Annotated in this window: 21 protein-coding genes; 10 read left to right on the top strand and 11 right to left on the bottom strand. The window is 68.1% G+C overall.

Annotation, left to right across the window (positions count from 1 at the left end):
- Positions 1 to 190: 190 nt before the first annotated feature.
- The 8 genes from trpS to E3O39_RS18745 form a co-directional block, all read right to left on the bottom strand.
- On the bottom strand, positions 191 to 1204 hold the full coding sequence (gene trpS / locus E3O39_RS18780; protein WP_134449418.1) for a tryptophan--tRNA ligase: 1014 nt from the start codon (positions 1202 to 1204) through the stop codon (positions 191 to 193).
- Between the two features lie 56 nt (positions 1205 to 1260).
- Positions 1261 to 2124 (bottom strand): exodeoxyribonuclease III, encoded by an 864-nt coding sequence (locus E3O39_RS18775; protein WP_134449417.1) that lies wholly within the window; start codon positions 2122 to 2124, stop codon positions 1261 to 1263.
- Between the two features lie 9 nt (positions 2125 to 2133).
- Complete coding sequence (locus E3O39_RS18770; RefSeq protein ID WP_134449416.1) at positions 2134 to 3216, bottom strand: YihY/virulence factor BrkB family protein; 1083 nt, start codon at positions 3214 to 3216, stop codon at positions 2134 to 2136.
- 379 nt (positions 3217 to 3595) lie between these two features.
- Positions 3596 to 4354: a succinate dehydrogenase iron-sulfur subunit gene (locus E3O39_RS18765; RefSeq protein ID WP_134449415.1), complete on the bottom strand. Its 759-nt coding sequence runs from the start codon at positions 4352 to 4354 to the stop codon at positions 3596 to 3598.
- On the bottom strand, positions 4355 to 6169 hold the full coding sequence (gene sdhA, locus E3O39_RS18760) for a succinate dehydrogenase flavoprotein subunit (protein ID WP_134449414.1): 1815 nt from the start codon (positions 6167 to 6169) through the stop codon (positions 4355 to 4357).
- A gap of 16 nt (positions 6170 to 6185) precedes the next feature.
- A complete protein-coding gene (locus tag E3O39_RS18755; RefSeq protein ID WP_134449413.1) occupies positions 6186 to 6638 on the bottom strand; it encodes a succinate dehydrogenase hydrophobic membrane anchor subunit in 453 nt (150 codons plus the stop codon).
- 11 nt (positions 6639 to 6649) lie between these two features.
- A complete protein-coding gene (gene sdhC / locus E3O39_RS18750) occupies positions 6650 to 7066 on the bottom strand; it encodes a succinate dehydrogenase, cytochrome b556 subunit (protein WP_134449412.1) in 417 nt (138 codons plus the stop codon).
- A 114-nt stretch (positions 7067 to 7180) separates the two neighbouring features.
- Positions 7181 to 8335: a glycosyltransferase family 1 protein gene (locus E3O39_RS18745; RefSeq protein ID WP_134449411.1), complete on the bottom strand. Its 1155-nt coding sequence runs from the start codon at positions 8333 to 8335 to the stop codon at positions 7181 to 7183.
- Positions 8336 to 8435: 100 nt separating this feature from the next.
- Between E3O39_RS18745 and E3O39_RS18740 the strand changes: the two genes are divergently transcribed.
- From E3O39_RS18740 to E3O39_RS18695, 10 genes are all read left to right on the top strand, one after another.
- On the top strand, positions 8436 to 9557 hold the full coding sequence (locus E3O39_RS18740) for a mannose-1-phosphate guanylyltransferase (protein WP_134449410.1): 1122 nt from the start codon (positions 8436 to 8438) through the stop codon (positions 9555 to 9557).
- Positions 9558 to 9742: 185 nt separating this feature from the next.
- Positions 9743 to 10846, top strand: coding sequence for a BMP family protein (locus E3O39_RS18735; RefSeq protein WP_134449409.1), 1104 nt, complete (start codon positions 9743 to 9745; stop codon positions 10844 to 10846).
- Positions 10847 to 10956: 110 nt separating this feature from the next.
- A complete protein-coding gene (locus E3O39_RS18730) occupies positions 10957 to 12477 on the top strand; it encodes an ABC transporter ATP-binding protein (RefSeq protein WP_134449408.1) in 1521 nt (506 codons plus the stop codon).
- Positions 12474 to 13763 carry an ABC transporter permease gene (locus E3O39_RS18725; RefSeq protein WP_134449407.1) on the top strand — a complete coding sequence of 430 codons (1290 nt, stop codon included), beginning with the start codon at positions 12474 to 12476 and terminating at the stop codon, positions 13761 to 13763. Before E3O39_RS18730 ends, E3O39_RS18725 begins: the two co-directional genes overlap by 4 nt.
- Positions 13764 to 13843: 80 nt before the next feature.
- Positions 13844 to 15070: an ABC transporter permease gene (locus E3O39_RS18720; protein ID WP_241985145.1), complete on the top strand. Its 1227-nt coding sequence runs from the start codon at positions 13844 to 13846 to the stop codon at positions 15068 to 15070.
- Positions 15071 to 15120: 50 nt separating this feature from the next.
- A complete protein-coding gene (locus tag E3O39_RS18715; RefSeq protein WP_241985144.1) occupies positions 15121 to 15534 on the top strand; it encodes a cytidine deaminase in 414 nt (137 codons plus the stop codon).
- Positions 15531 to 16841, top strand: a complete 1311-nt coding sequence (locus E3O39_RS18710; protein ID WP_134449405.1) for a thymidine phosphorylase — start codon at positions 15531 to 15533, stop codon at positions 16839 to 16841. Before E3O39_RS18715 ends, E3O39_RS18710 begins: the two co-directional genes overlap by 4 nt.
- A 109-nt stretch (positions 16842 to 16950) precedes the next feature.
- Positions 16951 to 18069, top strand: coding sequence for an adenosine deaminase (locus E3O39_RS18705; protein WP_134449404.1), 1119 nt, complete (start codon positions 16951 to 16953; stop codon positions 18067 to 18069).
- A 41-nt stretch (positions 18070 to 18110) separates the two neighbouring features.
- Positions 18111 to 18587 carry a PTS sugar transporter subunit IIA gene (locus E3O39_RS18700; RefSeq protein WP_134449403.1) on the top strand — a complete coding sequence of 159 codons (477 nt, stop codon included), beginning with the start codon at positions 18111 to 18113 and terminating at the stop codon, positions 18585 to 18587.
- On the top strand, positions 18584 to 18856 hold the full coding sequence (locus E3O39_RS18695; protein ID WP_134449402.1) for a PTS sugar transporter subunit IIB: 273 nt from the start codon (positions 18584 to 18586) through the stop codon (positions 18854 to 18856). The genes E3O39_RS18700 and E3O39_RS18695 overlap by 4 nt, the downstream gene beginning before the upstream one ends.
- Positions 18857 to 18923: 67 nt before the next feature.
- Here the strand turns inward: E3O39_RS18695 and E3O39_RS18690 are convergent, their stop codons facing one another.
- From E3O39_RS18690 to E3O39_RS18680, 3 genes are all read right to left on the bottom strand, one after another.
- The gene (locus E3O39_RS18690) at positions 18924 to 20744 is read right to left on the bottom strand and encodes a phospho-sugar mutase (protein ID WP_134449419.1); all 1821 of its coding nucleotides are present in this window, start codon (positions 20742 to 20744) and stop codon (positions 18924 to 18926) included.
- A gap of 323 nt (positions 20745 to 21067) precedes the next feature.
- Positions 21068 to 21901, bottom strand: coding sequence for a purine-nucleoside phosphorylase (locus E3O39_RS18685; RefSeq protein WP_134449401.1), 834 nt, complete (start codon positions 21899 to 21901; stop codon positions 21068 to 21070).
- Between the two features lie 112 nt (positions 21902 to 22013).
- Positions 22014 to 22833 (bottom strand): DDE-type integrase/transposase/recombinase (locus E3O39_RS18680; RefSeq protein ID WP_134449400.1); only part of this gene is annotated, 820 nt, incomplete at its 5' end.

The following is a 22833-nucleotide window of genomic DNA, read 5'->3' as shown; positions in this document are numbered from 1 at the left end:
CCGAAGCTCGACGTCGCCGAACGCGACCGGCTGCTGCGCAACTGGAAAAAGGCCATCACCAAGTCCCTCGACTGGGTGGACGAGGACGTCCTCTAGCTCACTGCGCTCGAGCGATACCGGCGTATGTGGCCGATTCGGACAGTTGCGGCCCGCGGGCCGGCAACAGTTGTCCGAATCGGCCACAGTTGTGTCAACGAGCGAATCGGGGCGGGAGCAGGCCGACGCGGTCGTACGCACGGGCGAGGGTGGCATCGGCAACGGATGCCGCCCGCGCGGCGTTGACGGCCAGCAGGCGGTCGAGCTCGGCCGGGTCGTCGAGCAGCTCGATCACCCGGGCGCGAATCGGACCGAAGGTACCGGTGACGACCTCGGCGAGGCCCTTCTTGAGGTCCCCGTAGCCGCGGCCGGCGTATTCGTCCTCGAGGGACTGGACCGTGCGCCCGGCCATGGTCGAGTAGATCGTGAGCAGGTTGGCCACGCCGGGCTTGTTCTCCCGGTCGAAAACCACGCCGCCATCGGCATCCGTCACCGCGCGCATGATCTTCTTGGCGGTGACCGAGGGCTCATCGAGCACCCAGATCACGCCGGCGTGCGACTCTGCCGACTTCGACATCTTCGACAGCGGGTTCTGCAGGTCGTAGATCTTGGCGGTCTCCTTCTGGATGGAGGCCTCCGGCACCACGAACGTGTCGCCGAATCGCGTGTTGAACCGCGCCGCGATGTCGCGGGTCAGCTCGACGTGCTGGCGCTGGTCCTCGCCGACGGGAACGACGACCGTGTCGTAGAGCAGGATGTCCGCGGCCATCAGGATCGGGTACGCGAACAGTCCGACCGTGGTGCCGTCGGAACCCTGCTTGGCGGACTTGTCCTTGAACTGGGTCATCCGGCTGGCCTCGCCGAAGCCGGTGATGGTGTTCAGCACCCACGCGAGCTGCGCGTGCGCGGCAACGTGTGACTGCACGTAGAGCGTCGAGGCGTCGGGGTCGATCCCGCTCGCGATGTACTGCGCCGCGGTGCGGCGGGTGTTCTCCCGCAGCTTGGCCGGGTCCTGTGCGACGGTGATGGCGTGCAGGTCGACGATCGAGAAGAACGCGTCATGCGTCTCCTGCAGCGACTTCCAGTTCAGCAGGGCGCCGATGTAGTTGCCGATCTGCAGCGATTCGGCCGACGGCTGCATGCCGGAGTAGAGACGGGGCTTGTCCATGATTCAGATCTTTCGTAGCGTGTGGCCGCGGGCCGGAGCCGGAGGCGTGAAATGGGTCAGAGCGCGTAGTCGACGACGACGGGGGAGTGGTCCGACCAGCGCTGGTCGTAGGCATCCGCGCGGTCGACCGCGTAGTCGACGACGGATGCCGCCAGGAGCGGGGTCGCGAGCTGGTAGTCCAGTCGCCAACCGGTATCCGTGTCGAAGGCCTTGCCGCGCTGCGACCACCACGTGTACGGCCCCTCCACCTCACCGGCCCACTTGCGGCCGACGTCGACCCAGCCGAGACCGGCGCCGGCGTTGTAGCCGGCTTCGTCCTCCGCGCCGAGGATGCGGTCGAAGTACGCCCGCTCCTCCGGCAGGAACCCCGCGTGCTTGCGGTTGCCGCGCCAGTTCTTGATGTCGAGGGTGCGGTGCCCGACGTTGAGGTCGCCGAGCACGACCGCGCGTTCACTGTGCGCCGCGAGCTCGGGCAGCCGAGCGAGCATCGCATCGAGGAACTTGTACTTCTCGACCTGCTTCGGGGTGTCGGTCTCGCCGGAGTGCACGTAGGTGCTCACGACGGTCACGATCGTGCCGTTCACCTCGTAGTCGGCCTCGAGCCAGCGCCCGGCGCTGTCGAAGTCCTCCGCGCCGAGTTCGACCCGGTGAATGGATGCCGTCGACCGGCTCGCGAGGGCGACCCCGGCCCGTCCCTTGGCCGTCGCGGCATCGTGGAGAATGCTCCACTCCGGCCCGAGCAGGCCCTCGAGGTCCTCGGTCGACGCACGGACCTCCTGGATGGCGAGGATATCGACGTCCCGTCCGGCCAGCCAGTCGCCCATCCCCTTACGGTAAGCAGCGCGCACCCCGTTGACGTTGATCGAGGCGATGCGAAGCGGCTGGGCAGACGGCGTTGAAGCTGCAGGCGTAGACGGCATGAACCAAGTCTAGGTCGGCGGGGCGAAGGGGGCTGCGCGCTTCTCGGCGGCGCGCAGCCGGCGAGCGGATGCCCAGCGCCGGCCCCAGGAGGACGCCTCGTGTGCAGCCCTGGCGTCCCGCAGCTCCGCGAGCGCGGCGATGCGCCGCGCCTCGAGCTCGCGCGCTTCGGCCGCAGCGGCGGCCTCGTCCGGGTTCACCGGCTGCGGCGGGATGCCCGCGTCCTGCATCCCGACCGAGATCCAGGAGGCGGTGAGGAGGATCACCGTGTTCATGAAGTTGAACCAGATCAGCAGCCCGATCACGACGGCGAAGGTCGCGAGCAGGGGGTTCTTGCCCGCCCCACCGAGGAGGGCGCCACCGAGCACCTTGAGCCCGCCGAGCGCGACCCCGCCGAGCAGGGAGCCGGACACGAGCTTACGGAACGGGATGTGCACCCGGCTCAGCACCCGGAACAGCACGGCGAGCGTGAGGGTGTCGATGACCAGCACGACGAGCAGCCCGATCGTGCGCGCCCCCACGATGAACCCGAGAGAGTCCCGCGAGACGCCGAGGAAGCCGAGGATGCCGCCGAGGGCCTCCGTGCTCGCGAGCGAGATCAGCGCGGAGACGATGAGTGCGAGTCCGAAGCCCGCGCCGAGGCCGAGCTCCCTGAGCTTGACGAGCAGGAAGAAGGTGCCGTCGCGCGGCATCCCGAAGATGCTGCGCACGGCCTGCGCGGTCGTCGACAGCCAGCCGAGGGTCGTGCCGATCAGGCCGACGAGAGCGATCGCACCGGTCCAGGTCAGCGTCCCCGTGCTCGCGAGCTCGGTCGGGTCGATCACTCCACCCTTGCCGATCAACCCGGGGACGGACTGGTTGATCAGGGCGTACAGCTGGTCGAGGAGCGCCGGGTTCGAGGTCAGCCAGAGCCCGGCGATCGAGAAGCCCACCCAGATCGCCGCGAAGATCGCGAAAATGGCCTGGTAGGTCATGCCCCCGGCGAGGATCGCGCCGCTGCTTTCCCCGAAGTGCATGAACGCGCGCACGGGCCGCCACTGCATGATGCGCTTGGACAGGGTCGTCAGTCGGTTCACGAATGCGGGCGGCTTCACCGCATAAGCCTAACGATTTCCGCAAACGCCCACGAATACCCCCAGTTCGGGGGCGCAATCACTCGTGAGACTCCCTCACCTCTTGCGCCCGACCGCCCGGATCTGCGACGATCCGAGAGTCCACCCGTCCAGACCGGTCATCCGACACCCGAAGCGGATGCCCCGGCCGGGCCCGATCGCCTCGCTCCGGCGCGGCGCTCCCGGGTTCAGAACGGCTCGTTCGGCACTGTCCGAGCCGGGTCGATCTGGCTCGTGGACTGAGCGACGGTCACTCGACCCGGCCAGCCGCCGGGGACGCGCGACCAGCCGGTGGCGACGAAACCCGAGTCGGCGCCACCGGCTACTCCGGATGGGATTCGTGCGTGTGAGACTCCTGCGCTCAGGCCTTGCCGCGCAGGATCGCCTGCTTGACCTCGGCGATCGCCTGCGTCACCTGGATGCCGCGCGGGCACGCCTCCGAGCAGTTGAAGGTCGTCCGGCAGCGCCAGACGCCCTCCCGGTCGTTCAGGATGTCGAGGCGAACGGCTGCGTTCTCGTCGCGTGAGTCGAAGATGAAGCGGTGCGCGTTCACGATCGCGGCCGGGCCGAAGTACTGCCCGTCCGTCCAGAACACCGGGCAGCTCGAGGTGCATGCCGCGCAGAGGATGCACTTCGTGGTGTCGTCGAAACGTTCGCGCTGGGCGACGGTCTGGATGCGCTCCTTGCCGCCGACGGGCGCGGTGTTGGACACCAGGAACGGCTGAACGGCCCGGAACGATTCGAAGAACGGCTCCATGTCGACGATGAGGTCCTTCTCGAGCGGAAGTCCCTTGATCGCCTCCACGTAGACCGGCTTGGTGATGTCGAGGTCCTTGATCAGCGTCTTGCAGGCCAGGCGGTTGCGGCCGTTGATGCGCATCGCATCAGAGCCGCAGATACCGTGCGCGCAGGAGCGCCGGAACGACAGGGAGCCGTCCTGCTCCCACTTGATCTTGTGCAACGCGTCGAGCACCCGGTCGGTCGGGTACATCTGCACGTCGAAGTCTTCCCAGTGCGGCTCGTCGTCGACCTCCGGGTTGAAGCGCCGGATGATGAGCGTGACGGTGAAGGACTGAATCTCCTCGGGCACGACCGGGGCGTCTGCGAATGCGGTGCTCACTCAGTACTTCCTTTCCATCGGCTGGTAGCGCGTGATGGTGACTGGCTTCCAGTCCAGCGCAATGTGGTCTGCGGCATCCGCTGAGAGCGGGTCACCGGTGAGGTACGCCATCGTGTGCACGAGGTAGTTCACGTCGTCGCGCAGGGGGTAGTCGTCGCGCATGTGGCCGCCGCGGCTTTCCTTGCGGTTGCGGGCGGAGTACACGACGACCTCGGCGAGGTCGAGCAGGAAGCCGAGTTCGACTGCCTCGAGCAGGTCGGTGTTGAACCGGCGGCCCTTGTCCTGCACGCCGATGTTCTTGTACCGGTTGCGCAGCGAGTGGATCACCTCGGTGACCTCGGAGAGCGACTCGTCGGTGCGGAAGACCTGCGCCTTCGCATCCATCGTCTCCTGCAGTTCCTTGCGCAGCACGGCGATGCGCTCGGTTCCCGTCGACGAGCGGATGCCCTCGAGCAGTTCGCGCACCGTCCCGGCCGGGTCATCGGGCAGCGGGGTGAACTCCGCGGTCTTCACGTAGGCGACGGCGTTGTTGCCCGCGCGCTTGCCGAAGACGTTGATGTCCAGGAGTGAGTTGGTGCCGAGCCGGTTCGAGCCGTGCACCGAGACGCACGCGCACTCGCCGGCGGCGTAGAGGCCGGGAACGACGGTGGTGTTGTTGCGCAGCACCTCGGCGTTGACGTTGGTCGGGATGCCGCCCATGGCGTAGTGCGCCGTCGGCATCACGGGCACCGGTTCGGTGACCGGGTCGACTCCGAGGTAGGTGCGGGCGAACTCGGTGATGTCCGGCAGCTTGGTCTCGAGCACTTCGGCGCCCAGGTGGGTGCAGTCCAGGTACAGGTAGTCCTTGTTCGGTCCGGCGCCGCGGCCCTCCGCGACCTCCTTGACCATGCAGCGCGCGATGATGTCGCGCGGGGCGAGGTCCTTGATCGTCGGGGCGTACCGCTCCATGAAGCGCTCGCCTGAGGCGTTGCGCAGGATCGCGCCCTCACCACGGGCTCCCTCGGTGAGGAGGATGCCGAGGCCGGCGAGGCCGGTCGGGTGGAACTGGAAGAACTCCATGTCCTCGAGCGGAAGGCCCTGGCGCCAGATGATGCCGACGCCGTCACCGGTGAGGGTGTGCGCGTTCGAGGTGGTCTTGTAGATCTTGCCGAAGCCGCCGGTCGCGAAGATGAAGGCCTTGCCCTGGAAGACGTGCAGTTCGCCGCTCGACAGGTCGAGTGCGACGACGGCGGACGGCTGGTCGACACCGTCGACCGGGGTCATCACGAGGTCGAGCACGTAGTACTCGTTGAAGAAGTTGATGCCGCGCTTGACGCAGTTCTGGTACAGGGTCTGCAGGATCATGTGGCCGGTGCGGTCGGCGGCGTAGCAGGCGCGGCGCACGGGCGCCTTGCCGTGGTCGCTCGTGTGGCCGCCGAAGCGGCGCTGGTCGATCTTGCCCTCCGGGGTGCGGTTGAAGGGCAGGCCCATGTTCTCGAGGTCGATGACCGCGTCGATGGCCTCCTTCGCGAGGATCTCAGCCGCGTCCTGGTCGACGAGGTAGTCGCCGCCCTTGACGGTGTCGAAGGTGTGCCACTCCCAGTTGTCTTCCTCGACATTGGCGAGCGCTGCGGCCATGCCGCCCTGGGCGGCTCCCGTGTGCGAACGGGTCGGGTAGAGCTTGGAGATGACCGCGGTGCTTGCCCCTGGTCCGGCCTCGATGGCTGCGCGCATCCCTGCACCGCCTGCTCCCACGATCACGATGTCGAACTTGTGGTAGTGCACGCCGTCGATCACGGTGGATTCGGTCGGTGCGGTGTTTGATGCATCCGTCATGTGCTGGTGTGAGCTCCTAGATGGCCGGGCAGAACTTGGGAAGAAGGTCGGCGGGCGAACCGGCCGGGCAGGGGTCGAAGGTGAAGACCACGAGCGTGCCGAGCACGATCAGGATCACGACGGCGGCGAGGATGGCCCACTTGAAGATGCCGCGGGTGACCCGCTGGGTCGCGTAGTCGTTCACGATTGTGCGCATGCCGTTGCCGCCGTGGATCAGGGCGAGCCAGAGCATCGCCACGTCCCACCACTGCCAGAACGGGCTCGCGAGCTTGCCGGCGACGAAGCCGAAGTTGAGGGCGTCGACGCCCTTGCCGATCATCAGGTTCACGAAGAGGTGACCGAAGATGAGCACGATGAGCACGACGCCGGAGCCGCGCATGTAGATCCAGCCCCATTTTTCCCAGTTGGTGCCGCGCTTGCCCGTCGGGCGCGCGTATGGGCTCCTGGGGGAGTCAAGTGTGGTTGCCATGGCTGCTCCTCCTAGTGACTGAAGACGTTCATGAGGTGGCGGGGGGCGAAGCCCAGCATCGTGACGACCCAGAGGCCGATGACGACGTAGAACATCACCTTCTGGTACTTCGCGCTCCAGAAGTCGATCAGGATGATCCGGATCCCGTTGAACGCGTGGAACACGATCGCCGCGACGAGCGCCGTCTCGCCGAGACCCATGATCGGCGTCTGGTAGGTCGAGATGACCGCGTTGTACGCCTCGGGGCTCACGCGCACGAGCGCCGTGTCCAGAATGTGGACCAGCAGAAAGAAGAAGATCGCAACACCGGTGATCCGGTGGAGGACCCACGACCACATACCCTCGCGGCCCCGGTACAGGGTTCCTGCGGGGCGGCGTGACGTGGTCTTCTGCTGGGATGTCAATGTCCGTGCCGATTGCTGAGGCATGACCAACCTTCCCTGGCTGAATGAGCGGCCTCGAATAGTGCAGGCCGGCACTGCGCTGGTGCGCGTGCAACCATCCTAAGTGTCTCTAGGCCGAGATATTATCCGCGAGGGCCCTCAGCGCTGCATTGACAGCGGAACCGCCGTCATCACGCGGATGGCGGCACGTTCGTCGATGACTTTGTCGTAGTAACCGACAAGGGTTTCGCAGACGTTCTCCCACGAGCGGCCGAGCACCGCCCTCCTGCCGGATTCGCCCATCCGCAGCCGGAGCGGCGCGTCATCCACGAGCCGCGTGACACAGCGCCGCAGATCGCGTTCGTCGTCGGGAGTGAAGAGGAATCCGTTGTCGCCGTGCGCGACGAGGTCGATCGGGCCGCCGGCGTGCGGGGCGACGACGGGGAGCCCAGCCGCGTGCGCCTCCTGGATCGTCTGGCCGAAGGTCTCTTCGGTCCCGGCGTGGACGAAGACGTCGAACGCGGCGTAGGCGTCGGCGAGGGCGGACCCGGAGAGCCGGCCGAGCCACGTCACCGGCACGCCGGCGAGTTCGCGCTGGATGAGCGGCACGGACGGCCCGTCGCCGACGAGGGCGACACGGATGCCCGGAACGCCCCTGAGGGCACGGAACCGTTCGACCTGTTTCTCCGGCGCCATCCGGCCGACGTAGCCGATCACGACCTCACCGTTCGGGGACAGGCGCTTGCGCAGCTCGGCGACGGCCGGTTCGCTCCTCCGGTTCGGGTGGTAGCCGACGAGGTCGACGCCGCGCGTCCACCGGGCGAGCCTGCGCACGCCGACCCGTTCGAGGTCCGCCATCGAGGCAGAGGAGGGCACGAGGGTGAGGTCGGCGCCGTCGTGGATCCACTTGACGAGGCGCCAGGCGACCTTCGTCGCCTGGCCGAGCCGGTTGCGCCTGGCGTAACCGGCGACATCCGTCTGGAAGATCGCGACGCTCGGGATGTCGAGGCGGTTCGCCGACGCGATGCCCTGGGCGCCGAGGAGGAACGGGGAGGCCGCGTGCACGACATCCGGGCCGAAATCGGCGAGCAGGCGCTGCACGTGCGGGCTCGGCATCCCGACAGGGAACTGGCGGTAGGAGACGGCGGGGACGCTCAACACCGGGAAACCCGCGTATTCGGAAGGAGCACCGGCGGGGGCGATGACGATCGCCTCGTGCCCGGTGCGCTGCAGGTGCTCGAGCACCTTGCAGACGCTCGTGGTGACCCCACTGACGGTGGGGAGGAAACTTTCACTGACGACGGCAACCCGCATGTTTCGAGCGTATGCACCCCTCGAAACAAGCACGTGAATACCCGGAACCACTGCGTGAATACCCGGTGAACAGCCCCCCGGCGGCCTGTAGTCTGGCCGAATGACCCAGGCACCTGACCCACTCGAGCGCTTCTACAGCGTGATCCCCGCCGGCGGCATCGGATCCCGCCTGTGGCCGCTCTCCCGCGCGGACGCGCCGAAGTTCCTGCACGACCTCACCGGGTCAGGCCAGACCCTGCTCAGGGACACCTGGGACCGGCTGGCCCCGCTCGCCGGCGACCAGCGCATTATGGTCGTCACCGGTCGCGCGCACCGCGCCGCCGTCGAGGCGCAGCTGCCGGAGCTCGCCGACCTCAACGTCGTGCTCGAGAGCGAGCCGCGCGAGTCGACGGCGGCCATCGGCCTCGCCGCGGCCATCCTCGAGAAACGCGAACCCGGCGTCATCATCGGGTCCTTCGCGGCCGACCACGTCATCAAGGGCGCCATCCTGTTCCGCCAGACCATCGTCGAGGCCGTCGCGGCAGCGGATGCCGGGTACATCGTCGCGATCGGCATCCGGCCGACGGAGCCCGCGATCGGATTCGGCTACATCAAGACGGCCACGCCGCTAGAAATCCCGGGGGCGCCGAACGCGCAGTCCGTCGATTCCTTCGTCGAGAAGCCCGACCTCGCGACGGCGGAGGCGTACGTCGCGAGCGGCCACTACCTCTGGAACGCGGGAATGTTCATCGCCAGGGCCGATCGACTGCTCGAAGAGATCGGCGCTGCGGAGCCCGAGCTGCTCGCCGGGCTGCTCGAGCTAGCCGATGCGTGGGACACCCCGCGCCGCGGCGCCGTCGTCGACAAGGTCTGGCCGAGGCTCAAGAAGATCGCCATCGACTACACCGTCGCGGAGCCGGTCGCGGCGCGCGGCCAGCTCGCCGTCATCCCCGGCCAGTTCGACTGGGACGACGTCGGCGACTTCGCGTCGATCGCCAAGATCCACGCGAACGGGCGGAAGCGCGACCTGGCGATCCTCGGTGAGGGCGCCCGCGTGCTCGCCGACTCGTCGAGCGGAATCGTCGTGAGCCACACCGGCCGGATGATCGCGCTGATCGGCGTCGAGGACATCGTCGTCATCGACACGCCGGACGCTCTGCTCGTGACGACGAGCGCGAATGCGCAGAAAGTGAAGGCCGTCGTCGACGCCCTCAAGCTCTCCGGGAGCAGCGACGTTCTGTAGCCGACACCGTCGGAATCGTTTGTGCCGGTCTCCGGCTAATTGTGCACGGATTTGTTTCGTGCAGGTAGCGGGTTGATAACGCTTAGCGCACCTATCGAGTTTGCTCAACTGAGCAATGAAACATTGGGTAACCTGATTGCACACAGCCCCGTCGAACCCGCGCCGGGCCAGCAATGGAGGTCATCTTGACAATCACCAAACGAAGGGCCGTTTTCAGCGGACTCGCCACCCTAGGCGCCGTAGCCCTGCTCGCCGGTTGTGCGGCGGCGCCGAGCACCGGCGGCGCCACGTCGACCGCTGCGGTCACCGACTTCACCCCCTGCATCGTTTCCGACGCCGGCGGCTTCGACGACAAGTCCTTCAACCAGTCCAGCTTCGACGGAATGACCCAGGCAGCGGATGCCCTCGGCGTCAAGTTCAAGCAGGCGGAGTCCAAGACGACCGACCAGTACGCGGGCAACGTCAGCAGCATGGTCGACCAGAACTGCAACTTCATCCTCACGGTCGGCTTCGCGCTCGCGAACACCACCCGCGACGCGGCCAAGGCCAGCCCAAAGACCGACTTCGCCATCATCGACTCCGCACTGTCGAATGACGACTTCAGCCCCCTTGCCCTCGACAACGTCAAGCCGGTCCTCTACGACACCGCCCAGGCCGCCTTCCTCGCCGGTTACCTTGCTGCAGGCACCACCAAGACCGGCATCGTCGGCACCTACGGCGGCAAGCAGTTCCCATCCGTGACGATCTTCATGGACGGCTTCGCCGATGGCGTGACGTACTACAACACCCAGAAGTCGAAGTCCGTCAAGCTCCTCGGCTGGGACAAGGCCGCCCAGGCCGGAACCTTCGCCGGCAGCTTCGATGACATCAACCAGGGCAAGGCACTCAGCACCAACCTGATCGACCAGGGCGCCGACATCATCCTTCCGGTTGCCGGGCCGCTCTTCCAGGGCACCGCGCAGGCCATCCAGGACTCCGGCAAGGACGTTGCCATCGTCGGCGTCGACAGCGACCTCTACGCGACCGCACCGGCCACGAAGGCGCTCTACCTCACCTCGATCATGAAGCAGATGGCGGATGCGACCAAGGCGATCGTCGTTGACGCGGCGAACGGCAAGTTCAGCGCGACCCCGTACATCGGCACCCTCGAGAACAAGGGCGTCGACATCGCGCCCCTGCACGACTGGGAGTCCAAGGTCGACCCCGCGCTCGTGAAGGAGGTCGACGCGATCAAGGCCGACATCATCAGCGGCAAGCTCAAGGTCACGTCGCCGTCCACCCCGAAGTAACACACCAGGAAGTGCCATCGCGGGGAGGCCAGCGAGAGCTGGCCTCCCCGTGTGCTTTAACCCCCGGCCGCTGACCCCCCCCGGCCGGCTGCTCAATAGAATCGGGAAGTATGAAGCTCGAACTTCGAGGCATTACGAAGAGATTCGGTGCCCTGGTCGCCAACGACCACATCAACCTCACTGTCGAGGCCGGCGAGATCCACGCGCTGCTCGGCGAGAACGGCGCAGGGAAGTCCACCCTGATGAACGTGCTCTACGGCCTCTACCGGGCCGAAGAAGGCGAGATCCTGCTCGACGACGTCGTCCAGCACTTCTCCGGACCCGGCGACGCCATGGCCGCCGGCATCGGCATGGTGCACCAGCACTTCATGCTCATCCCCGTCTTCACCGTCGCCGAGAACGTCATGCTCGGCCACGAAGAGACCGGGTTCGGCGGCCACCTCGATCTCCCGGCCGCCCGCCGCCGGGTGACCGAGATCTCGGCCAGGTTCGGGTTCGACGTCGACCCCGACGCCCTCGTCGAGGACCTCCCCGTCGGAGTGCAGCAGCGGGTCGAGATCATCAAGGCGCTCTCCCGCGATGCGAAGGTGCTCGTCTTCGACGAGCCGACCGCGGTGCTCACCCCGCAGGAGACCGACGAGCTGATGGGCATCATGCGCCAGCTGCGCGACTCCGGCACCTCGATCGTCTTCATCACCCACAAACTCAGGGAGGTGCGCGCTGTCGCCGACCGGATCACCGTCATCCGCCTCGGTGCCGTCGTCGGCCAGGCCTCGCCCACCGCGAGCAACGAGGAACTCGCCACGATGATGGTCGGCCGCCCCGTCGACCTCACCGTTGACAAGTCCCCGGCCGCGCCCGGCGCCCCTGCCCTCGTCGTCACCGACCTCACCGTGCTCGACCCGCGCGGGCAGGTGCTCGTCAACAACGTGAGCTTCACCGTGCACGCCGGCGAGATCCTCGCCATCGCCGGAGTGCAGGGAAACGGGCAGACCGAGCTGACTGAGGCCCTGATGGGCCTCCAGCCGCGCGTCTCCGGCGGCATCACCCTCGACGGAGCCTCGCTTCGCAACCACACCGTGCGCCGGATCCTCGACGCCGGCGTCGGCTTCGTGCCAGAGGACCGCACAGAGGACGGCCTCGTCGGCGAATTCACGATCGCCGAGAACCTGATGCTCGACCGGTCGCACCAGCCGCCGTTCGTCAAGCGCTTCAACGTCCAGCTGTCCTTCCTCGCCCGGTTCGCCGAGGACAAGGTCAAGGAATTCGACGTGCGCTCCCAGGGCATCGACACCCTCGTCGCCCGCCTCTCCGGCGGCAACCAGCAGAAGGTCGTCCTCGCCAGAGAGCTCAGCCGCGATCTGCGGCTCTTCATCGCCGCCCAGCCGACCCGCGGCCTCGACGTCGGTTCGATCGAATTCGTGCACGAGGGCATCATCGCGACCCGGGATGCCGGCACCCCGGTCATCGTGATCTCGACCGAACTCGACGAGGTCGCCGCCCTCGCCGACCGGATCCTGGTGATGTTCCGAGGCCGCGTCGTGGGCATCGTCCCCGGCGACACCCCCCGGGCCGTACTGGGGCTAATGATGGCCGGCGAAACGCCGACCGAAGAAGGAGCGGCAGCATGAGCGAGACCCTTCAGACCCCGCCGGTTTCCAGCGGGAAGCCGGCCGGGCCGGACCAGCCTGACCAGCCGAGCCGCGCGTACCAGGTCTTCCGAGAGATCACGACCGGGAACGCCATCATCTCCGTCCTCGCCGTTCTCCTCGCCCTGCTCGTCGGCGCGATCCTGATCGCCTTCACCAACGAGGACGTCCAGAAGGCATCGGTGTACTTCTTCTCCCGACCGGGCGACACCGTCGTCGCGGCCTGGAATTCCGTCTCCGGAGCGTACTCCGCCCTGTTTCAGGGGTCGATCTACAACTTCCGCAAGCCGGACTTCGCGTCCGGGATCAAGCCGCTCACCGAGACCCTCACCTTCGCGACCCCGCTGATCGCGGCCGGCCTCGGCGTTGCGCTCGGCTTCCGCGTCGGGCTGTTCAACATCGGCGGTCGCGGCCAGATGCTCATCGCGGCAGCGCTCGGCGGCTGGGTGGCCTTCGCGCTCGACCTGCCCGCCGGCATCCACCTCGTCGTCGCCCTCGTCGTCGGCGTCGCAGGCGGTGCGCTTTGGGGCGGCATCGTCGGCCTGCTCAAGGCCCGCACCGGTGCGCACGAGGTCATCACGACGATCATGCTGAACTATGTCGCCTACTATCTCGTCAGCTACCTGCTGCGCGACGGCTTCCTGAAGACGCCGGGGTCCAACAACCCGCAGAGTCCTGCGAGCAAACCGACGGCCGTGTTCCCCGACCTGCTCGGCCCCGCGTACAACCTGCACCTCGGGTTCATCCTCGTGATCATCGCGACGATCTTCACCTGGTGGCTGTTGTCGCGCTCGAATCTCGGCTTCCAGTTCCGCGCCGTCGGGCTCAACCCGCACGCGGCCCGGGTGGCCGGGATCAGCGTCAACCGGATGTACGTCTACGCGATGCTGTTCTCCGGCGGCCTCGTCGGCCTCGCCGGCATCAACCAGGTGCTCGGCACGTCGACGAGCGGTTTCGACGCCGGCATCGACTCCGGCATTGGGTTCGACGCGATCACCGTCGCGCTGCTCGGCCGCTCACGCCCGTGGGGGGTCTTCGCCGCGGGCATCCTCTTCGGCGCCTTCAAGGCGGGCGGGTTCTCGATGCAGGCGGCAGAGGGTGTCCCGATCGACATCGTGCTGATCGTGCAGTCCCTGATCGTGCTGTTCATCGCGGCGCCGCCCCTCGTGCGCGCCATCTTCCGGCTGCCGACGCCGGGCCAGAAGACCCCGGGTGCGAAGACGCCCCGGAAACGCACCACGACACCCACGGAGGCGGTGGCCTCGTGAGCACTCCGATAACCGTTTCACCGGCCGGGTCCACCGGACCGGGCGCAGCAGTCACTGCCGCAGGGCCCGACTTCGAGCAGATCAAGAGCTGGAAGACCCCGATCGCCCTCGCGATCTTCTCGGTGCTCGGCTTCCTGCTGCTCGTCGTCTTCGGTCGTGACGGCGAGAGCACCATGCGCCTGTCCACCACGACCGACCTGATCCAGCTGCCCGACGTGGTCCTGCCCACCCGGCCGACCGGCATCGCGGTCGTCGCCCTCCTGCTCCTGATCACGGCGGCGAGCGGATGGCTCGTGCGCTCGAAGGCGAAAGTACCGATCTGGCTCGTCACCGTGTTCGCGGTGTTCCTGCTGGTCGGCTTCCTGGCCTGGGCCTCCGCCGACCACACGATCCCCGTGCCCGGGCTGCTCTTCGGGTCGCTGAGCCTCGCCGTCCCGCTCATCTTCGGTGCTCTCGGCGGCGTCATCTCGGAGCGGGTCGGCGTGGTCAACGTCGCGATCGAGGGCCAGCTGCTCGCGGGTGCGTTCACCTCGGCGATGGTCGCGTCGATCACCCAGCAGCCGCTGCTCGGGCTTGTCGCGGCGATGCTCGCCGGCGTGCTCGTCTCCTTCGTGCTCGCCGCGTTCGCGATCAAGTACTTCGTCGACCAGGTCATCGTCGGCGTCGTGCTCAACGTGCTCGTCTCCGGGGTGACCGGCTTCCTGTTCTCCCAGCTGCTCGCCCCGAACGCCGGGACGCTCAACAGTCCGCCGCGGTTCGAGAACATCAACATCCCGCTGCTGAGCGAGATCCCAATCATCGGCCCGGTCTTCTTCCGGCAGACCCTGATCGTCTACATCATGTACGTGGCCGTCGCGTGCGTGTACTTCGGCCTCTTCCACACCAAGTGGGGCCTCCGCCTGCGCGCCGTCGGCGAGCATCCTCAGGCCGCGGACACCGTGGGCATCAACGTCGCCCGCACCCGGTTCTGGAACGTCTCGCTCGCAGGCGCGATCGCCGGTCTCGGCGGGGCGTACTTCACCCTCGGCTCCGTCGGCGCCTTCGGCAAGGAGATGACAGCCGGTGCCGGGTTCATCGCCCTCGCCGCCGTCATCTTCGGCCGCTGGGACCCGATCAGGGCCACCCTCGCCGCGCTGCTCTTCGGCTTCGCGAGCAACCTGCAGAACGTGCTCAGCATCATCGGCTCCCCGGTGCCGAGCGAATTCATGCTGATGCTGCCCTACCTCGTCACGATCTTCGCCGTCGCCGGCCTCGTCGGCCAGTCACGGGGGCCGGCGGCCTCCGGAAAGCCGTACATCAAATCGTGAGCTCCCGAAAGAACGAACCCGCACGAAATAACGAACCGGAGTCCGGCCACGTGGCTCCCGCCATCGACTGGGCGCTCCTCCGCAGCACCGCGACCGAGGCGATGAGCCTCGCATACGCGCCGTACTCGAAGTTCCCCGTCGGCGCGGCCGCCATCGTCGACGACGGCAGGGTGATCAGCGGATGCAACGTGGAGAACGCCTCGTACGGCCTCACTTTGTGCGCAGAGTGCGCCCTCGTCTCCGTGCTGCATCTCACCGGCGGCGGCCGGCTCCTCGCTTTCAGCTGCGTCGACGGCAACGGCAACCTGCTGATGCCGTGCGGCCGCTGCCGCCAGCTCCTCTACGAACACTCCGCACCCGGCATGCTGCTGGAAACAGTCTCGGGCCTCCGCACCATCGACCAGGTCCTGCCGGATGCCTTCGGGCCCCGCCAGCTCGCCGACTACCGGGAAGAACACCAGTGAACACCCAGACCCACCTCGAAGCCTTCGACGCCGTCGACCTGATCCGCACCAAGCGCGACCACGGCGAACTCGCCACCCCCCAGATCGACTGGCTGATCGACGCGTACACCCGCGGCTACGTCGGCGACGAGCAGATGGCCGCGATGACCATGGCGATCTTCCTGAACGGCATGACCCGGCGGGAGATCAAGGACCTCACCCTCGCCATGATCAACAGCGGCGAGCGGATGAGCTTCGCCGGCCTCGGGAAGCCGACCACCGACAAGCACTCCACCGGCGGCGTCGGCGACAAGATCACCCTCCCGCTGATGCCGCTCGTCGCGGTCTTCGGCGCGGCCGTCCCGCAGCTCTCCGGCCGCGGCCTCGGGCACACCGGCGGCACCCTCGACAAGCTCGAGTCGATCCCCGGCTGGCGCGCCCACCTCAGCAACGAGGAGATGTTCGCGCAGCTCCGCGACCACGGCGGCGTGATCTGCGCGGCGGGCGGCGGCCTCGCCCCGGCGGACGGCAAGCTCTACGCCCTCCGCGACATCACCGGAACCGTCGAGGCGATCCCGCTGATCGCCTCCTCGATCATGTCGAAGAAGATCGCTGAGGGCACGAGCGCGCTCGTCCTCGACGTGAAGTTCGGGTCCGGCGCCTTCCTGAAGGACATCGAGCTCTCCCGGGAACTCGCCCGCACGATGGTCGCGCTCGGCGAGGATGCCGGGGTGGCGACATCCGCCCTGCTCACCAACATGAACGTGCCGCTCGGCTTCGCGATCGGAAACGCGAACGAGGTCCGCGAATCGGTCGAGGTGCTCGCCGGCGGCGGACCTGCAGACGTCGTCGAACTCACGATCGCCCTCGCGACCGAGATGCTCGACCTCGCCGGAATCGAAGGCGTCGACGTCGCCGCTGCCCTCACCGACGGGCGGGCCATGGACAAGTGGCGCGAGGTCATCCGCGCCCAGGGCGGCGACCCGGATGCCGCGCTGCCGGTCGCGAAGGAAACCCACGTCGTCACGGCGGACCGTGACGGAGTGCTCGTCGAGCAGCAGGCTCTGCCGTTCGGGATCGGCGCCTGGCGTCTCGGGGCGGGCCGTGCCCGCAAGCAGGACCCCGTGCAGCACGCCGCAGGGATCGACCTGCACGCCAAGCCGGGCGACACCGTGCGCGCAGGGCAGCCGCTCTTCACCCTCAGCGCCGACGAGCCGGAGCGTTTCGCCAGGGCCCTCGAGGCCCTCGAGGGCGCGTACCGGATCGGCGAACCCGGCGAGCCCGTGCTCGACGGCGGCCCCCTCATCGCCGAGCGCATCGGTGGCTGAGCCCGGCTCGATCTCCTGAACGGGATCGGTTTGTTGCCGATCACGATAAATTACGGGAGTTATGCCTGGGGAGGGGCCGGGGGAGGCCGGGGCCGGTAGATTGGTGAGCGTGAATACGAGCCTTGAGGAATTCCTGCTGCCCGGTGGTACGAGCATCAATGCGCTGCCCAAAATATCGCTGCACGACCACCTCGACGGCGGCCTGCGCCCCCAGACGATCATCGAGCTCGCGGAGGCCATCGGTCTCGCCCTGCCGTCGACGGAAGCTGCCGCCCTCGGCGATTGGTTCGCCGACCAGGCCAACTCCGGCTCGCTCGTGGATTACCTCAAGACCTTCGACGTGACGACGGCCGTGATGCAGACCAGGGAGGGCCTCATCAGAGTCGCCCGCGAATTCGTGCAGGACCTCGCCGCAGACGGTGTCATCTACGGGGAGATCCGCTGGGCACCCGAACAGCACCTCACCCGCGGGCTCACCCTCGACCAAGTCGTCGAGGCCGTGCAGGAAGGCCTCGAGTCCGGCGTCGACCAGGCGGCAGAATTCGGGTCCACCATCCGGGTCGGCCAGCTCATCACCGCGATGCGCCACGCGAACCGCGGCCTCGAGATCGCCGAACTCGCCGTACGCCACCGCGGCAACGGCGTCATCGGCTTCGACATCGCCGGCGCGGAGCTCGGCTTCCCCGCCCGCAACCACCTTGCAGCATTCGACTACCTCGCCAAGGAGTTCATGCCGGTCACGGTGCACGCCGGAGAGGCCGACGGGCTGGGCAGCATCCGCGGCGCCCTCTTCGACGGCCGCGCACTGCGCCTCGGCCACGGCGTGCGCCTCGCCGAAGACATCGTCATCGGCCGCGAGGACGACGACAACACCTACGTCACCCTCGGCCCGGTCGCCCAGTGGGTGCGCGACCGTGAGATCGCCCTCGAACTGAGCCCGTCGTCGAACCTGCAGACCGGCGCAATCGCCGCCTGGGGCGACGACCTGCTCGACCATCCCTTCGACCTGCTGTATCAGCTCGGCTTCCGGGTCACCGTCAACACCGACAACCGGCTGATGAGCGACACGAGCCTGAGCCAGGAACTCGCGCTGCTGAGCGACGCCTTCGGCTACGACATCGACGACCTCGAGGTCTTCCAGCTCAACGCCGCCCAGTCCGCGTTCCTCCCGCTCGAAGAGCGCGAAGAACTCGCCGACGCCATCGTCGCGGGCTTCGAAGAGGCCTGAGAGTCCGCGGACCCCGCCACGCAACCCCAGTGAAAGAACCTATGCAACTCCCAGACCTGCCTCTTACCGCCATCGCGATCGGCATCCACGTGGCCGACTGGCGCGCCGCCGTGACCGCGGCCGGCGACGGTCTCGTGCGCTCGGGGTCGACAGGCCCCGGCTACACGAAACGGATGATCGACGTCATCGACGAGTTCGGCGCCTACGTCGTGATCGCCCCGGGCCTGGCCCTCGCCCACGCGCGCCCAGGCCCCGACGTCATCGCAGAGGGCCTGAGCGTCGTGACGCTCGCGGAACCCGTCGCCTTCGGCCACCCGCACAACGACCCGGTCAGCGTGGTCCTCGGCCTCGCCGTGACGACGGGCGATGAGCACGTGCTGCTCGTCGCCGAACTCGCGAACCTCTTCAATGACCCGCGGGTCATCCCTGCGCTTGCGGCCGCGACGGATGCCGCCGGCATCCGTTCGCTGCTCGGCGTGACGGCACCCGCCGGAGAAGCCAACGGGGTCCGGGAATGAAGATCGTCGCCCTGTGCGGGGTCGGAGTCGGCACCTCCGCGATCCTGAAGATGAACGCAGAACGGGCTCTCGCCCGGCTCGACATCGACGCCGAGGTCACGGCGACCGACGTTGCCTCCGTGCAGACCGTCGGCGCGGACGCGCAGGTGATCCTGACCTCATCGGAGCTCGTGGCCCACATCGGCAAGACCAACGCGGACATCGTCGTCATCGACAACTATTTCGACCTCGACGAGCTCACCACCAAGCTCGAGGACGCGCTCGGCTGAGCCCGGTGCGGTGCGGTGCGGTGCTTCGCGTGCCGGGCCCTGAGGTCCGAGTCCTGCGCGGTGAGCCCTACGCGATGAGCTCGCGCATACCGCGCTCGAGCTCGGCGAGCACGGCGTTGGCGGCGACCTGGCGCTCCACCACCGTGCCGACGACGCTGCTCGTGTCGAGGTAGACCTTGAGCTTGGGTTCTGTGCCGCTCGGGCGCACCATCACCCGGGCCCCTCCGACGAGGCGGATCCGGAGCACGTCGCTCGGGGGCAAGCCGAGGAAGCCGCCGGCGAGGTCGTCGATGTGGTCGACGCGGATCCGGCCGATGAACACCGGCGGGTTCGAGCGCAGCCGGTCCATCACCCGGGAGATCGACGACAGGTCGGTGACGCGCACCGAAATCTGGCTCGACGAGAAGTGCCCGAACCGGCCGCTGAAGTGGTGCAGGTGGTCCGCGAGGGTGAAGCCCTCGTTCTTCAGGTCGCTCACGAGGGACAGCAGCGCGAGGGCCGCGGAGATGCCGTCCTTGTCGCGCACGGTCGTCGGGTTCACGAGGTAGCCGAGGGCTTCCTCATAGCCGAACACCAGACCGGGGGCGCGCGAGACCCACTTGAACCCGGTGAGTGTCTCTTCGAAGCGCATGCCGTAGGCATCCGCCACGGCCTTCAAGGCCGGCGACGAGACGATCGAGCAGGCCAGAGTGCCGCTGCGCGGGGCCGGCGCGGATGTGTCCGCGTCGTCGTCCGTGGCGGCGTCGTCGGCGATGGGCGCCAGTTCTGCCCGTTCCGCGGCACGCCAGCCGAGGATCGCACCGACCTCGTTGCCGGTGAGGCGACGGTATCCGCCCGCGGCGTCGGCGTCGGGGATCGCGATCGCGAGGCGGTCGGCGTCCGGGTCGTTCGCGATGATGAGTTCGGCGTTGATCTCGCGGGCGGTCGCGAAGGCGAGGTCGAGGGCGCCCGGCTCCTCCGGGTTCGGGAACGCGACGGTCGGGAAGGTCGGGTCCGGGGCGATCTGCGCGTCGACGAGGGTCGGCAGGTCGTAGCCCGCAGCCTCGAGCACGCGGCGGGTGGTGTCCCAGCCGACCCCGTGCATGGCCGTGTACACGGCGTTGACCTGGGCGCGCGGCGGGCCGACGGTAGCGGCGGTCGCGGCGATGTAGGCCTGGACGACGGTCTCCTCCGCGGTCTCGTAGACGCCGCGCGGCAGGTCGGGGATGGTCGTGTGCGTCGCCACGCGGTGGATCTCCGCCGCGATGAACGCGTCGTCCGGTGAAACGATCTGGGATCCGCTGTTCGCGCCGCCGAGGTAGACCTTGTAGCCGTTGTCGGCCGCGGGATTGTGCGAGGCGGTGACCATGACGCCGGCGCTCGCGTCGAGGTGGCGGACGGCGAAGGCGAGGACGGGCGTCGGCAGCAGGCGGGGCAGCAGGATGGCGCGGACGCCGGCACCCGCCATGATCGCGGCACTGTCGGCCGCGAAGACCTGGGAGTTCTTGCGGCCGTCGTAGCCGATCACGACGGAGGGGGTCTGGCCGGGAAGGGCGGTTCCGATCAGGAACGCGGCGAGGCCGGCCGCGGCCTGGGACACGAGGACGCGGTTCATCCGGTTGGAGCCGGTGCCGATCGCGCCGCGGAGGCCGGCCGTTCCGAAGGCGAGGCGCTCGTCGAAGCGGGCGTGCAACTCGGTGATGGCTGTCTCGTCCGCGGACTGTGCCCCGCGGAGCAGGGCGCGCAGTTCGGCCTGGGTCTCGGGGTCCGGGTCCTGGGCGAGCCAGGCGGTGGCCGCGGCGACCGTGGTGGCGTCGTCGGGCGCAGGGGCCGGTGCAGACGTCGTCGATGCCCGAACGGGGTGGGCGCGCGCTGCCGGGACGAAGGCCGCCGCGACGGTGGCGTCCATTTCCGCAGTGACGGGGGCCTGTTCGTCCGCGGCGGATGCCGGGTGGGCGGTCAGTGGGGCAGCGGCGGGTTCCTCGGCTGCTGCCGGAACTGCCTCCGCCGCTTCGGCTGCTGCCGATACTGGAACCGCCTGGGCGGCCGCCGGGACCGGAATCTCCACGATCTCGAGCGCGAGGGTCGGGGGCAGTGCGGAAGCGGGAGCATCCGGCAATGCCCGGTGACGCCCGCGCGCGCGAACCTCACCGGTGCCGGTCAGCTCGGAGTCGACGGGCCCTGTGCTGGTGGGCCCGGTGCTCGTGGGCCCGGTGCCGGTCTCGGTCGCGCTCACAGGGCGGCCACGATCCTGGCGAGGAGTGCGCTGATCACGGGTTCGGCCTGCTTGCCTGCGACGAGCACTTCGGCGTGGCTGAGCGGCTCCTTCTGGATCCCGGCCGCGAGATTGGTGATGAGGGACAGGCCGAGGATCTCCATGCCGGCCTGGCGGGCGGCGATGGCCTCGAGCGCCGTCGACATGCCGACGATGTGGCCGCCGATCGCCTTCGCCATCTGCACCTCGGCGGGGGTCTCGTAGTGCGGTCCGCGGAACTGGCAGTAGACGCCCTCGTCGAGCCCGGGGTCGATGGTGCGGGCGAGGTCGCGCAGCCGCTTCGAATAGAGGTCGGTCAGGTCGATGAAGGTCGCGCCTTCGAGCGGCGAGTCCGCGGTGAGGTTGATGTGGTCGCTGATCAGCACCGGCGTTCCGGGGGTCCAGGTCTCGCGGATGCCGCCCGCCCCGTTGGTGAGGATCATGGTCGTCGCGCCCGTTGCCGCAGCGGTGCGTACGCTGTGCACGACCCGGCGGACGCCGTGGCCTTCGTAGTAGTGGGTGCGCGCGCCGATGACGAGAGCCCGCTTGCCGTTCGGCAGGAGCACGGAACGCAGAGTGCCGACGTGGCCTTCGAGCGCGGGGGCGCTGAATCCGGTGATCGACTGCGCGGGGATCGTGTGCGTGGTCTCGCCGATGAGCTCCGCGGCCTTGCCCCAGCCGCTGCCGAGGGTCAGCGCGACGTCGTGATGGGTGACGCCGGTCAGCTCGACGATTTCCTCCGCCGCGATCCGGGCGATCTCGAATGGATCGGTTTGTGGCTCGTCCAGCGGGTTTGCGTCGATCGTCGGCATCCCCCCACTCTATTCGCCCGAACCAATTCGACGGAGATTTTGGGCATTCGGGGCCCAAAGTGCCCTCTCACGCGCGGAACGCTCGATGTCAAGCTGTGTGGAGTCACGTGGGCTAGCTTTTGACAGTTTCCTTGGGGATGTTGATTCCAACGGTGCCGGCTGGTGCGGGTGTAGTCGGCCGCGAGTTGAATCGTTCCGGGTGGTTCTGGTGGTAGGTCTGCAGTGCCATGTCGCGGATGCGGTGGGCCTGCTTCCAGGAGCCGTCGTGGACTTGCTGGGGCGTGAATAACGCGATGCCGGAATGCTTGTGGGTCGTGTTGTACCAGGGCACGTACTCGGCCAGGTGGTCGCGGGCGGCCTGAAGACTCTCGAACGTTCCGGGGTAGTTGGGCCGGTACTTCATTGTGCGAAATTCAGACTCGGAGAACGGGTTGTCGTTGGACACATAGGGCCGGTTGTGGGTTTTAGTCACCTTGTGCTCGGCGAGGAGATCGGCCAGAGCGCCCGAACGCATCGCGGGCCCGGAATCGGCGTGCACGAACTTGGGGGTGCCGTATTGGTCGAACGCGCTCTGGAACATCTCCACGGCGAGGTGGTCGCTCTCGCGTTCCTCGACCCGCCAGCCGACGATCGTGCGCGAGTAGATATCGATGATGGAATACGCCTTGAACGTTCTGCCCCGCCACGGGCAGCGGAGGTCGGTGATGTCCCAGGACCACACCTGCCCAGGCCCGGTCGCTACCAGCACCGGCTTCTGGCGGGGTGTTCGAGACCCACGCCCGGTGGGCACGACGGGGCGGGTGCTCTGATCGGTGAGGTCGGCGGCGATCCGCCACCAGGACCGGCGCCCGGCGAGCATCACACCCTGGTCCCAGACGCTCGCAAAGGTGTGATCGACGGAATGCCCCGCCGTCCACCCCGTCGTGATCTGT

It is taken from the genome of Cryobacterium sp. MDB2-A-1 (assembly GCF_004402675.1).
In the GTDB taxonomy this organism is placed as follows: Bacteria; Actinomycetota; Actinomycetes; order Actinomycetales; family Microbacteriaceae; genus Cryobacterium; species Cryobacterium glucosi.
Note: the sequence above shows the minus strand (reverse complement) of the source record. Positions and strands in the feature narration are given on the sequence as shown.